Origin of the sequence: Clostridium gelidum, assembly GCF_019977655.1 — a bacterium.
In the GTDB taxonomy this organism is placed as follows: domain Bacteria; phylum Bacillota; class Clostridia; order Clostridiales; family Clostridiaceae; genus Clostridium; species Clostridium gelidum.
Window position 1 is genome coordinate 1,237,795 of sequence record NZ_AP024849.1, and the last position, 12,309, is coordinate 1,250,103.

11 protein-coding genes are annotated in these 12,309 nt (G+C 28.8%); 9 read left to right on the forward strand and 2 right to left on the reverse strand.

Annotation, left to right across the window (positions count from 1 at the left end):
• Positions 1-20 precede the first annotated feature (20 nt).
• The 7 genes from psyc5s11_RS05630 (at position 21) to psyc5s11_RS05660 (ending at position 8,116) form a co-directional block, all read left to right on the forward strand.
• A complete protein-coding gene (locus psyc5s11_RS05630; protein ID WP_224036653.1) occupies positions 21-797 on the forward strand; it encodes a class I SAM-dependent methyltransferase in 777 nt (258 codons plus the stop codon).
• A gap of 255 nt (positions 798-1,052) precedes the next feature.
• Positions 1,053-1,739: a response regulator transcription factor gene (locus psyc5s11_RS05635; protein ID WP_224036654.1), complete on the forward strand. Its 687-nt coding sequence runs from the start codon at positions 1,053-1,055 to the stop codon at positions 1,737-1,739.
• Positions 1,740-1,748: 9 nt separating this feature from the next.
• Positions 1,749-2,993 carry a sensor histidine kinase gene (locus tag psyc5s11_RS05640; protein ID WP_224036655.1) on the forward strand — a complete coding sequence of 415 codons (1,245 nt, stop codon included), beginning with the start codon at positions 1,749-1,751 and terminating at the stop codon, positions 2,991-2,993.
• A gap of 131 nt (positions 2,994-3,124) precedes the next feature.
• The gene (locus tag psyc5s11_RS05645) at positions 3,125-3,808 is read left to right on the forward strand and encodes an ABC transporter ATP-binding protein (RefSeq protein ID WP_224036656.1); all 684 of its coding nucleotides are present in this window, start codon (positions 3,125-3,127) and stop codon (positions 3,806-3,808) included.
• Positions 3,805-6,195, forward strand: coding sequence for an ABC transporter permease (locus tag psyc5s11_RS05650; RefSeq protein ID WP_224036657.1), 2,391 nt, complete (start codon positions 3,805-3,807; stop codon positions 6,193-6,195). The genes psyc5s11_RS05645 and psyc5s11_RS05650 overlap by 4 nt, the downstream gene beginning before the upstream one ends.
• A 246-nt stretch (positions 6,196-6,441) precedes the next feature.
• On the forward strand, positions 6,442-7,221 hold the full coding sequence (locus psyc5s11_RS05655; protein WP_311196439.1) for a class I SAM-dependent methyltransferase: 780 nt from the start codon (positions 6,442-6,444) through the stop codon (positions 7,219-7,221).
• A gap of 103 nt (positions 7,222-7,324) precedes the next feature.
• The gene (locus psyc5s11_RS05660) at positions 7,325-8,116 is read left to right on the forward strand and encodes a pseudouridine synthase (RefSeq protein WP_224036659.1); all 792 of its coding nucleotides are present in this window, start codon (positions 7,325-7,327) and stop codon (positions 8,114-8,116) included.
• Between the two features lie 128 nt (positions 8,117-8,244).
• Here the strand turns inward: psyc5s11_RS05660 and psyc5s11_RS05665 are convergent, their stop codons facing one another.
• The gene (locus tag psyc5s11_RS05665) at positions 8,245-9,639 is read right to left on the reverse strand and encodes a DUF4317 domain-containing protein (protein ID WP_224038127.1); all 1,395 of its coding nucleotides are present in this window, start codon (positions 9,637-9,639) and stop codon (positions 8,245-8,247) included.
• A 254-nt stretch (positions 9,640-9,893) separates the two neighbouring features.
• On the opposite strand from psyc5s11_RS05665, the gene psyc5s11_RS05670 reads away from it, so the two are divergent.
• Positions 9,894-10,721, forward strand: coding sequence for a pyridoxamine kinase (locus tag psyc5s11_RS05670; protein ID WP_224036660.1), 828 nt, complete (start codon positions 9,894-9,896; stop codon positions 10,719-10,721).
• Positions 10,722-10,788: 67 nt separating this feature from the next.
• Complete coding sequence (locus psyc5s11_RS05675; RefSeq protein ID WP_224036661.1) at positions 10,789-11,442, forward strand: TIGR04100 family radical SAM protein; 654 nt, start codon at positions 10,789-10,791, stop codon at positions 11,440-11,442.
• A gap of 85 nt (positions 11,443-11,527) precedes the next feature.
• Here psyc5s11_RS05675 and psyc5s11_RS05680 read toward each other — a convergent pair whose 3' ends face one another.
• On the reverse strand, positions 11,528-12,043 hold the full coding sequence (locus tag psyc5s11_RS05680; protein ID WP_224036662.1) for an ECF transporter S component: 516 nt from the start codon (positions 12,041-12,043) through the stop codon (positions 11,528-11,530).
• Positions 12,044-12,309 lie beyond the last annotated feature (266 nt).

The following is a 12,309-nucleotide window of genomic DNA, read 5'->3' on the forward strand; positions in this document are numbered from 1 at the left end:
CAGATGGGGTACATAAAGATATGACAATGGAATTGGAAAAATATTATAATAAATTTTGTGAGGACAAAAGATTAACGAGAAAATATGCACAGGTTGAATTTTTAACTTCCATGAAGTATATTCATGAGTATCTAGGAAATAATGAGAATGCAAAAATCTTAGATGTTGGTGCAGGGACAGGGAGATACTCTGTACAACTAGCAAATGAAGGATATGATGTTACTGCAATTGAACTTGTTAAGCACAATTTAGGTGTTTTAAAGTCAAAAGGAAGTACAGTAAAAGCGCATCAAGGAACAGCCTTAGATTTATCAAGATTTTTGGATAATACTTTTGACATGACTTTGGTGTTTGGACCAATGTATCATTTATATACATTTGAAGATAAGGTACAAGCACTGCAAGAGGCAAAAAGAGTAACTAAGGTTGGCGGTGTTATCTTAGTGGCATATTGTATGAATGAATTTAGTGTAATAACATATGGTTTTAAGGAAAACAATATTCGTACAAGCATTGATAATGGAAAACTTACTGATGATTTTCATGTTATATCGGAACCAGAAGATTTATATGATTATGTAAGGATTGAAGATATTAATAAGTTAAATGAGGTCGCAGTACTGCAAAGGATAAAATTAATTGCAGCAGATGGACCAGCTAATTATATGCGACCTGTTTTGAATGCTATGGATGAAGATACATTTAGGCTTTTTCTTGATTATCATTTTTCAACGTGTGAAAGACCAGAACTGCTAGGAGCAAGTGGACATACAGTAGATATTTTGAGAAAAGAATAAGGGAAAGAGAAGCAAAGGATACTAATCAAATAGTAACAAAAGCAGATGTACGAAATCTTTTGAGTGATTTTAGCGCTTATGTTATTATCAGGAATGTACCAGAGAGTAAAAAGTTCATAAGAGACTTTGTAAAAGAAGTTATAGTTTATAAAAGACACATTGAAGAGAGTTTCAATGTGTCTTTTTCTTTAAATATGTGATAGCATTAAAAATAAATACATTTATAGTAAATATTAAAATAAAAGGAGAATAATAATGAATAAAATTCTTTTAGTAGAAGATGACTTAAGTTTGATTGATGGTCTTGAATTTTCACTCCAAAAGAATGGATTCAATGTTAATATAGCCCAAACTGTAAAAGAAGCCTTAGAAATATTTGAAGATAATAAATATGATTTACTTATTCTCGATTTAACATTACCAGATGGTACTGGTTTTGAAATTTGTAAAAAAGTACGCCAGATTTCCAATGCTCCAATTATTTTTCTTACTGCTTCAGATGAAGAAGTTAATATTGTAATGGGACTTGATATTGGTGGTGATGATTATATTACAAAACCATTTAAATTAAATGAGCTTATTTCAAGAATTAATGCGCTTATGCGTCGCACAAAATCATCTAATATTGAACAAAATTTAGTACAGTCAAATGGTATTGTGATTAGCTTAGAAGAAAGCAGAGTATTTAAAAATAAGAATGAAATAGAAGTCACAACAGCTGAATACAGGCTTTTATGTTTATTTATGAGAAATCCCAATATAGGGTTGATGCGCGAAACCATTTTGGACAGGCTCTGGGATAATAATGGCAGTTTTATAGATGATAATACTTTATCTGTATATATAAGAAGATTAAGATGTAAAATTGAAGATGACCCAGAGAACCCAAAATATTTATTAACAATACGTGGTGTTGGGTATAGATGGAATATTATAAAGTGAGGATTTAGCATGAGAATTTTTGATATTAAAGATTTAAGGAAATTATTTATTTCTATAATAATTATTCTATTTTCTTATATTCTTTTAGGACAAGTAATTATAACACTAATTACTAATGATTATAAAAAGGAATTAATAAAGCATGATTATGAAGTGGCAGGATATTTATATGAAAATAAGGTCAACATGGCACAGCTTCCAGCTGCTTTTACTCATAATAAAAGTATAGAAGATTATAGAAGCGGAGAAATACTTTTAAGAAATGCAGGATATGATGAAAGCATAAATAATAGTCTTATTCCTAGTGTAAAAGCTTTTCATAATAAATATGCTGTAATAGTCTTTGTTTTATCTTTAGGTATAGGAATAATATTTTTTACTGTATTATTGACATTTGCTGTTAAATACAATAAAACTCTAGAAAAAGCTAATTCAGATATTTTAAATTTTATGAATGGTAATTATAAAATACGTTTAGATGATAATAAAGAAGGAAGTTTATCAAAACTTTTTTCAGCAATTAATATGATGGGCACCTCTTTAATAACCCACATAACAAAAGAAAAACAAAACAAGGAATTCTTAAAAGACACAATTTCAGATATATCCCACCAATTGAAGACACCACTAGCAGCATTAGAAATGTATAATGAAATTATATTAGATGAAATTGTTGACAATGATGTGGTTAACAGTTTTAATTTAAAAATTAAGAATGAATTAGAACGAATGGAAAGTTTGATTCAAAATTTATTGAAATTAGCAAAATTAGATGCTGGGGCAATTGAGCTTAATAAGGAAAATTGCAACCTTAAAGGTTTTTTAGAAAATATAATTATGAGATTTCAAACTCGAGCAAAATTTGAAAGTAAAAAAGTAGTATTAAATTGTGATAATAACATTAGTCTTATTTGGGATAAAGAATGGATGCTGGAATCTATAAGTAACATAATTAAAAATGCATTAGAACATACAAAATCAGGAAATGAAATTTCTATTTCTTGTCATAATACATCGGTAGCTATAATTATTATGATTAAGGACAACGGATTGGGTATTCATAGTGAAGATTTTCATTATATTTTTAAAAGATTTTATAGAAGCAAGTTTTCAAAAAATACTCAGGGAGTTGGAATTGGTCTAACGCTTTCAAAGTCTATTGTTGAAAAACATGGTGGCACAATTATGGTAGAAAGTGAATTAGGTAAGGGAACTACTTTTAATTTGATTTTTTCAAAACTTACAACATTGTAAGATTAAATACATCTAACTGTAAGCTTAATGAGTTATAGTCTAATTAAGGCATAATCAAGAAAATAATAGACCAGTATGTTAGTCTATTATTTTCTTTCATGTGTGTAAAGTAAAAAGTGAGGTGTTTAATATTGGAGATATTAAGAATAGAAAATTTATGTAAAACATATGGAAAAGGTGATAATAAAGTAGAAGCACTAAAAAATGTTACATTTTCAATTAATAAAGGGGAGTTTGTTTCAATTATAGGACCATCAGGGTCAGGAAAAAGTACATTGCTTAATATTATGGGAGGGTTAGATACTCAAACGTCTGGAAAAGTATTGTTAGATGATAGAGATATTTTTGTAATGAAAGAAAAAGAGTTATCAGTTTTTAGAAGACGTAATATTGGATTTATATTTCAAGCATTTAATTTGGTACCAGAATTAAATGTTGAAGAGAATATCGTGCTGCCAATATTATTGGATAATAAAAAACCTAATAAAAAATATATCAATGAATTATTAGAAATACTAGGTCTATCAGACAGGAAAAATCATCTTCCTAATCAGTTATCAGGAGGACAACAACAGCGAGTAGCTATAGGAAGAGCTTTGGCGACAAAACCAGCCATTATTTTAGCAGATGAACCAACAGGAAACCTTGATACTAAAAACAGTAAGGATGTAATTAATCTCTTAAAATTATCTGTTAGTAAATATAATCAAACATTAATTATGATTACACATAATCAAAATTTAGCTTCTTTAGGAGATAGAGTTTTTAATGTTGAGGATGGTATTGTATCAGAACTAGGAGGTGAGATAAAATGACAAGTTATCTTGCCCTTGCTCCCAAATATTTATCAGTTCATAAGAGGAAAACTAGGCTGGCAAGTTTGAGTATAGTTATAGCAGTAACACTTGTAGTAAGCATTTTTTCCATGTTAGAATCACTTATTAAATTTGAAACAGCACAAGTTTTGAAAAATGAAGGAAATTATCATATATTAATTTTCAATCCATCTGAAAATGAGACTGCTTATGTTGATAATAGAATCGATGTAAAGAATGCGGGAACTTTAAAAGATTTAGGTGAAGGTACCATAAATAATGAAAAATGTGCATTTGGTTCTCTAGATGAGAAATTTGCAAACAATTTAAATTTTAATTTAGCACAAGGAACTTATCCAACAAAAGAAAATGAAATTATGCTTGAGAAATGGTTTATGGAAAAAGTTAAAATCAATATAGGTAGTGCAGTTTCAGTAGCAATGCCTAACAACTCAATTAAAGAATTTACTGTAAGTGGAGTATATAACGACTGGGGAGGTACAAAAGCAGCTTCTATACCTATTGTATTTTTATCAGTAAATATGTCAAATACTTTAACACCTAAATTGAGTCAACATTTTATTTTATTTAAAGATGGAGTGAATATAAAGCAGACAGAAGATATTATTAAAAAAGATTTAAAGTTAACAGATGATAGGGTAGCACATAATGAAGGTCTTCTGGCACTTATGATGCAGACTAATAATAATACAATTATAAAATTCTATGCTATAGGTGGTGTATTATTTTGTCTTGTTCTTGTTACAGCAATTACAATGATTTATAACACTTTTAATATTTCAGTTATGGAAAGGGTTAGGCAGTTTGGAGTATTAAGATGTATTGGTGCTTCAAAAAAACAGATAGAAAGATTGGTAAGACGAGAAGGAATAGTTATTTCTTTAAAAGCAATACCTATAGGCATAATTACAGGCATGATAATTAGTTCTATTTGTTCTGTTATATTAAAATATTACAATACTCAGATCTTTGGAGAAATATCAATATTTAATTTTAGTATAGTAGGAATAAGTTTAGGTGTTATAATTGGTTTTTTAACAGTTTTCATAGCTTCTTTAATACCAGCCCAAAAAGCTTCAAATGTATCACCAGTAAATGCAGTTACTGGAAGTAATGAAATTAAAATATCAAAGAAAAAGAAAAAAGGATTTTTAACAAAAGTTTTTAATATTGATATTTCCCTTGGAATAAATAATGCTGTAACTAAAAAGAAAACTCTTTTTTTAATGTCAGTTTCAATTGCGTTAAGTATCATGTTGTTTATGGGATTTAATATTCTTGTTAATCCAAAAGCTTTAGGTATGACACCAATTAAATCATATACACCTGATATTTCATTAACTTCTAAGCAAGGAATTTCTAACGATATGTATTCTAAATTATCTAGTATAGATGGAATAAAAAGAGTTTATGGAAGAATGACAAACTATGTTACTGCATCCTTTGATGCAGAAAAGCTTACTGATGAATACACGAAAAATGTAGGAGAAATTAAAATAGATAACAAGGGTTTATTTGTGGCAGCAGAAAATAATTCATGGCTTATGTCCTATGATAAAACTCAATTAAATTGGGCTAAAGAGTTTTTAACAGCTGGTGAATTAGATGAAGATAAATTAAATTCACAAAATGGAATAATAGTTGTTGAGAAGTCAATTAGAGGAAATGATTTAGTGAAAAATACAAAATTAAAAATAGGTGATAAAATTTATATTAAAACTACCAAAGGAAATAAAGAATTTACAGTTGTGGGTATATTAAGTTCTGCTCCTCAGCATAGTGAAAGTGTAACAATGTCTACTTTTATAACAACTGAAAAGCTATTTTCAGAAACATTTGAGAACAATAAATATAGCACTATAGAAATGCAACTTAATGATAAAAAGCAAAATGTTGCCAATATACAAGCCATGGAAGATTCTAATATAAAATTTCATGATATGAGGCAACTTAATTCAGAAGCCCAAAATGCTTTTATGACAATAGCTGTATTTATTTATGGATTTGTAGGAGTAATAGTACTTATAAGCATTTTAAATATTATAAATACAATGAATACAAGTGTAGAATCAAAAACAAAATATTTAGGAGTTATGAGAGCTATTGGCATGTCTGGAGATCAGCTTTTTCGAATGGTTTTAACAGAAGCTTTTGTATATAGCTTAAGTGGGTGCACTCTAGGATGCACTTTGGGACTTGTGTTGCAAAGAACATTAGGTAATCTTATTCTTGGCGAATGGAAATTTCCATTGTTGCAAATAGTATTCATATTTGCATGCTATATATCTATTACAATATTATCTGTTATAAATCCATTGAAGAGAATTAGAGCTAATTCTATTTCACAAGTTGTAACGGCAATGTAAAATTCATTAAGGCATAAGAAGTAAAGAATAAATAGAATTTAAGGAAAGGAAAAAGAGTTTAGGTAAGTATACTATGTCAAGTGTACTTGATACTAGATTATCCATATATATTATAAAATTAATAAACTTATTAGATTAATTGTGAATTTATAAAATTCAATTTAAAATAAAATGAATTATTTAATTGGTAGAATGTATTATATAATGGAACAAGTGAAATATATGAAGAAAGATAGAGATGAAAAAATGAAGATTGCGGTTACTACTACAAGAGAAGCAGATGAGAGTTTAAATTATAAAGCAAAAAGTATAGCTAAGGATTTAGATATATCATATATAAAAAGAGGTAATTTTAGTATCAAAAAAACAATTTTAAAAGATGATTTTGATTACTTATTAGTAGTTGAAAGAGATAAAATTGTTATAAAGGGAGAAGATAGTACACTATTTTGGCATCCTAATATGTCAGAACTTAAAATTAAATCAATAAGACAAGGCAATAAAGAAACTATAATAGAGGCAACAAAATTAGAAGAAGGAAATAGTATATTAGATTGTACATTAGGTCTTGCAGGGGATTCACTTGTCTTTTCAGCAGTTGTTGGAGACAAGGGATATGTAGTAGGGACAGAAATTAATAAATATATAGCTTATTTAAGTAAACGTGGATTAGAAAACTATAAAAATGTTAATGGTGAAACTATAAATAATATAAAGGTCGTTAATGAATCATATGAAGATTATATTTTAAAGCAAAGTGATAATAGTTTTGATGTAGTATATTTTGATCCTATGTTTAATGCACCAAATAGAAAGTCAGCATCAATAAATTCCTTTAGGGATTTTGCAGATCACAAAGGATTAACAAAAGAGATTTTGATGGAAGCACTTAGAGTGTGTAAAAAAAGAGTTGTTATTAAAGAAAGACAAGGTTCTAATGATTTTGAAAAATTAGGAATAGAAAAATATTATGGAGGAAAAAAAAGCGGTGCAATTATTTATGGAGTGATTGAAAAAAATATATAAGAAATATAGGTGTAAATGAAAAATAAGCAGAAATAATTGACATCTATAAATTGAATCAGGAATGTAGATAGATTAGAACATTAAAAATACATGGTGGTGAGATATGAGATTAGATAAATTTTTAGCACAATCATCCATTGGAAATAGGAAAAAGGTGAGAACTTATATTAAAGAAGGTATGATAACGGTAAATGGAGACGTGATAACAGAACCTGCAATAGAAATTAATGAAAGTTCTGATGTTATTAAGTATATTGGTAAGGTAGTTGATTATGCTGGAAAAGTATATTATATGTTTAATAAACCGTCTGGTTACATTACTGCAACAAAGGATACAGATCATAAAACAGTATTTGATTTTTTTGATAATGTTAACATGAATGGAGTATTCCATGTAGGAAGATTAGACAAGGATACAGAAGGCTTATTGTTACTTACTAATGATGGCGAATTTGAACATCAATTAATGTATCCAGAAAAACATGTTGAAAAAACTTATTTTTTCTGGGCGTTGGGTTCTTTAGATGAGAAAGATAGGAAGCAATTAGAACAAGGAATTTATATTGGAAAAGGTGAAATACTAACGAAACCTGCTAAAATAGAAGTGCAAAAATGTGGAATGTATAAAGAGTTAAAATATGAAATGCCTATTGATAATTTAGAAAATATGCACTCGAATCATTATAGTCAGCCTGTTGTATCTGGATATCTTACTATTTCAGAGGGGCGCAAGCATCAAGTGAAGCGTATGTTAAAGGCAGTAGGCTGTTACGTGGTATATTTAAAGAGGATTTCCATTGGAGGATTAATATTAGATGAATCATTAGAAAAAGGTCAATATAGATTTTTGACAGAAGTGGAAATTCAAAAGTTAATGAAAATTAGTAAAGAATAGTATTTTATAAATTAAGGTTTATAATTATTATACGATTCAAAAAATGTATAATAAAGAGGCTAATATCCATAATAATTATAGATATTAGCCTTTTTAATGAAATTCTTAGTATGAATGAAAAAATGTGCCTAAAGCAAGGTATTGACACCATTTACATTGGCTTGTTCATCATCATCCATAGGAATAACAATACACTTTTTTCCGTCAATTATTTGTGATTTTATTTGAGTTACTTTTTGAGGATTTACTTGAAGTACAATGTCATAGTTTTGAGTAGTATTGTTCTCAGATTCTATTTCAGAGTCAGAAGCTGCTTCTAACTCTGAGTCGGAAGCATATTCTAAGTTAGTGACAGAATTTGTTTCCAACAGGGTATCAATCTCTGCGCCTAATATGATATCAGTCTCAGATTCCAAAGCCGATTCTTTTTCTGAATCTATTGCAGCATCTTGTTTTGTTTTTTCAAGTCTTTCTTCTAGTATTTGAACTTTTTTTTCAAGCCTTTCTTCCTTTTTTCTTTGCTCATTTGCTGCAAGAACTTTTTTATCGATTAAATTCTCTACTACAGGAGGAGTATCACCAAATTCTTCTGTATAGGATTTTTCGATTTTTGCAGTAATTTCTTCAGGAATCCCACTTTCAATTAGAATATCTTGAATATTATCATTAGTCAAAATTATAGGCTCAGCATTTTTACCATTGACAGTATTATGATCATCTACCATATTATTAAGAGTTTCTTGAATTTCCATGAATAAATGATCAGATTTTTCATCATCAGTGCCAATGGCATTACGAATAATAGTATTGAATGTTTCTTTATGCTCGGTAGCAGTTTTTTTTGAAATACAGCCTAAAGCTTCTTCCATTAATTCTGGATGTGGATTTTTTGCATCTTTTGTATAGTACATAATAGAATGAATATCAGTACTACGGTCTGTAAAAGCTGGAAAGACAAATCCAAGATTTGGAGCTTCAACTACCCAATCGCGAATACGTGCTCCAATTCTATTATCATCTTCTAGATATCCAAGACCTGGCTTTGAAAGTGATACTGGGCATATTGCACATAATAGGTATTCATATACTTCCTCTGATTCATCTAATTTTGCATTATCCGTAGTTCTTGTAATAACATCATAAGCATCGTGAAAAATAAGTATTAGAAAATTACCTGTGTAGTCATAACTATCTATAATTAATTTATAGAAGCTATCAAGAGCCGCATCATCTTTTAACCTACTTTTTTTTAGTGCCATTAGAGAATGTTGTCTACCTCCTATATTTTCTTCCTCAAGAGGAAAGTCAAGTTCTAGAAGATTATTTCTGATTGTCCCAGATAATGTTTTTTTTGCAATCTCTAAATATTTAAAAAATTCTTCATCTTTTAGATTTAAAAAAGTTTGTTTAATATTTAAAATAATATTTTTTTGACCATCTACATAGCAACCACACATTCTAGTAAACGTACATTCGTCCTTTTTCAAACGTCTTTTCAATTCCAAGATTTCTTTTTTATTCATATATATCCCTCTCATTTCATGAGCATAATAAAGAATATGCTACATAATATAGTATAATATTCAATGAATAGCTCTGCAAGTAACTAAATAAATTTAAAAAACTATCTTCATAAGTTAGTAAAATGTTTTGATTTAGTATTATGAAAAAAATTGTTCCTCAAAGTAAGGCTTTGAGCATAGATTTTGTATCCGTACACTTTGATTTATACATTAATTAGGCTATAATAAAGGGTATTAGAAAAGGTGGTGCTATAATGAGTTTAAAAAAGCAAAAGAAAATTGCTGTTGTGAATGATGTTACTGGTTTTGGACGATGTTCTGTAGCAGTAGCATTGCCTATTATATCAGCAATGAAGATACAATGTTGTCCAGTACCTACTGCAATATTATCTGCCCATACTGGATTTTCAAGTTTCTTTTTTGATGATTATACTCCTCATATGAGGGATTACATAAATAATTGGAAAGAGCTTAACTTAGAATTTGATGGAATCTGTACTGGATTTTTAGGTTCAAAAGAACAAATTGATGTTGTTGTAGAGTTTCTTGACAATTTTAAAACAAAAAATACTATTGTCATGGTTGATCCTGTGATGGGTGACTATGGACGACTTTATTCTACCTATACACAGGAAATGTGTGATGAAATGAAGAAGTTAATTAAATATGCGGATGTAATGACTCCTAATCTTACCGAAGCCTGTAGACTTCTTGATATTCCTTATCCACAAAAAGCCTTGAACCCTGATCAACTTGAAAATATTGCAAAAGAGCTTTGCACAAAAGGTCCTAGTAAAATTGTTATCACTGGACTGCAGCATAATGGGAATATACGAAACTTTATATATGAAACAGGAAAGCCCTATACTATTATAGAAGCAAAAAAAATTGGTGAAGATCGTTCAGGTACTGGAGATGTATTTTCTTCTATTGTAGCTGCGAGTATTGTAAAAGGAGTAGATATAGTTACTGCAGTAAAAAAGGCTGCAGATTTTATCAGTAAGGCTATTAATTATACTGTTAAAATTGGTACTCCAATAAATGAAGGTATTTGCTTTGAAGAATATTTGACGGAACTGTAATAATTTAAGCATATTTAATAATTATTAATTAGAAATTTAAAACATAAAGAAAAGAGGAAGATATATTATGGTTATATTGTATACATATAACAATGGTGTTTATATCAATTTAAAAGATGTTGATATGACTACAAAAGAATCAGGACATAGAAATATTTATGTTAATTTAACTAACCAATGCCCTTGTTCTTGCACCTTTTGTTTAAGAAATACTAAAGAAATGGCACAGTCAAATAGCCTGTGGTTAGATAGAGAACCTACCATTCAAGAAGTTATAGGAGAGTTTGAAAAATATGATTTAAGTAAGTTTGATGAAATTATATTCTGTGGCTTTGGAGAACCTTTAACTCGTCTTGATGATTTATTAGAAGTAGCAAAATACTTAAAAGATAGGAGCGGCAATACGCCAATTCGTGTAAACACTAATGGATTAGCGGATTTAATGCATAAAAAGAAAATTGCACCATTGTTAAAAGACTTGATTAATACCGTATCCATAAGCCTTAATGCATCAAATGCGGAAGAATATTTTAGGTTAACTCGTAATAAATTTGGTATAGAATCTTATGATGCCATGCTGAAATTCGCAGTAAGTTGCAAAGAGTATGTTACCAATGTAGTTATGACAGTAGTAGATTGTATTGGACAAGAAGAAATAGATGCTTGTCAAGATGTATGCGATACTGTTGGAGTACCTTTAAGAGTGCGTCCATTTGAATAAGTAAAGTAATATACTGTTATCGTAAATAAGACAAGCTATTAAATTTTGTTATAGCTTGTCTTATTTACGCAGATATTTTTAATATTTATATTTCCTTTAACTTGTTTATTATATTGGATTGTAATAATGTTGTCACTAAAACAAGTGATAAAGCGACACCACTTACAGTTTGAATTATTAACATAGGAAGTTCAACAAATCCCATAGCTGTTCCATATAAAAGTATTCTTACAAATGTATATCCTGCAATTTGAAATATACCTCCAACAGTGGCACCTATTAACCAGCCAAATCTTAAATTAGGAAATAATTTTTCAGTCATTATACCCATAATCATAGCCATTATAGCTTTTATGAAAAGTGTTGGAATAATCCACTGAGTGTATCCACCTAAAAGGTCAGCTAAAGCAGCACCAATTCCTCCAGCTACAGCTCCTTTACGCCAGCCTAAAATTAATACTGACACAAAAATCATACAATCGCCTAAATGTGTATATCCACTTATTGAAGGAATTTTTATAAAAAATGTTCCGAGAAAAACTAATGCAGCCATTAAACCCATTTTTGTTAAGTCTTTTGTTTTAATTTGTTCTTTTTCCATATTATTCTCCTTTTGAAATCATTATTAATACTGTTTTAGATGTTATTACATATATTCAATGTCATAATTAAAGATTGATTAGTTAAAATTAAAATTAATATTTAAATTTCAATACATACTAACATGAAAAAGATTATCATAAAATTTAAAAATAGTCTATTGTATCGATACATATATAAGATGGTGAAATACAAATTTAAAGATGGCGTAGAATTGAGATAAAGAAGCAGAGGAATTACTGGCAGAAAATACTTCATTCAAAAACA

Excerpts from the sequence above, each read along its gene's own strand:
- psyc5s11_RS05635 (WP_224036654.1), top strand. The coding sequence starts at position 1,053 with ATGAATAAAATTCTTTTAGTAGAAGATGACTTAAGTTTGATTGATGGT.
- psyc5s11_RS05670 (WP_224036660.1), top strand. The coding sequence starts at position 9,894 with ATGAGTTTAAAAAAGCAAAAGAAAATTGCTGTTGTGAATGATGTTACT.
- psyc5s11_RS05680 (WP_224036662.1), bottom strand. The coding sequence starts at position 12,043 with ATGGAAAAAGAACAAATTAAAACAAAAGACTTAACAAAAATGGGTTTA.
- psyc5s11_RS05660 (WP_224036659.1), top strand. The coding sequence starts at position 7,325 with ATGAGATTAGATAAATTTTTAGCACAATCATCCATTGGAAATAGGAAA.
- psyc5s11_RS05650 (WP_224036657.1), top strand. The coding sequence starts at position 3,805 with ATGACAAGTTATCTTGCCCTTGCTCCCAAATATTTATCAGTTCATAAG.
- psyc5s11_RS05640 (WP_224036655.1), top strand. The coding sequence starts at position 1,749 with ATGAGAATTTTTGATATTAAAGATTTAAGGAAATTATTTATTTCTATA.
- psyc5s11_RS05665 (WP_224038127.1), bottom strand. The coding sequence starts at position 9,639 with ATGAATAAAAAAGAAATCTTGGAATTGAAAAGACGTTTGAAAAAGGAC.
- psyc5s11_RS05675 (WP_224036661.1), top strand. The coding sequence starts at position 10,789 with ATGGTTATATTGTATACATATAACAATGGTGTTTATATCAATTTAAAA.
- psyc5s11_RS05655 (WP_311196439.1), top strand. The coding sequence starts at position 6,442 with ATGAAGATTGCGGTTACTACTACAAGAGAAGCAGATGAGAGTTTAAAT.
- psyc5s11_RS05630 (WP_224036653.1), top strand. The coding sequence starts at position 21 with ATGACAATGGAATTGGAAAAATATTATAATAAATTTTGTGAGGACAAA.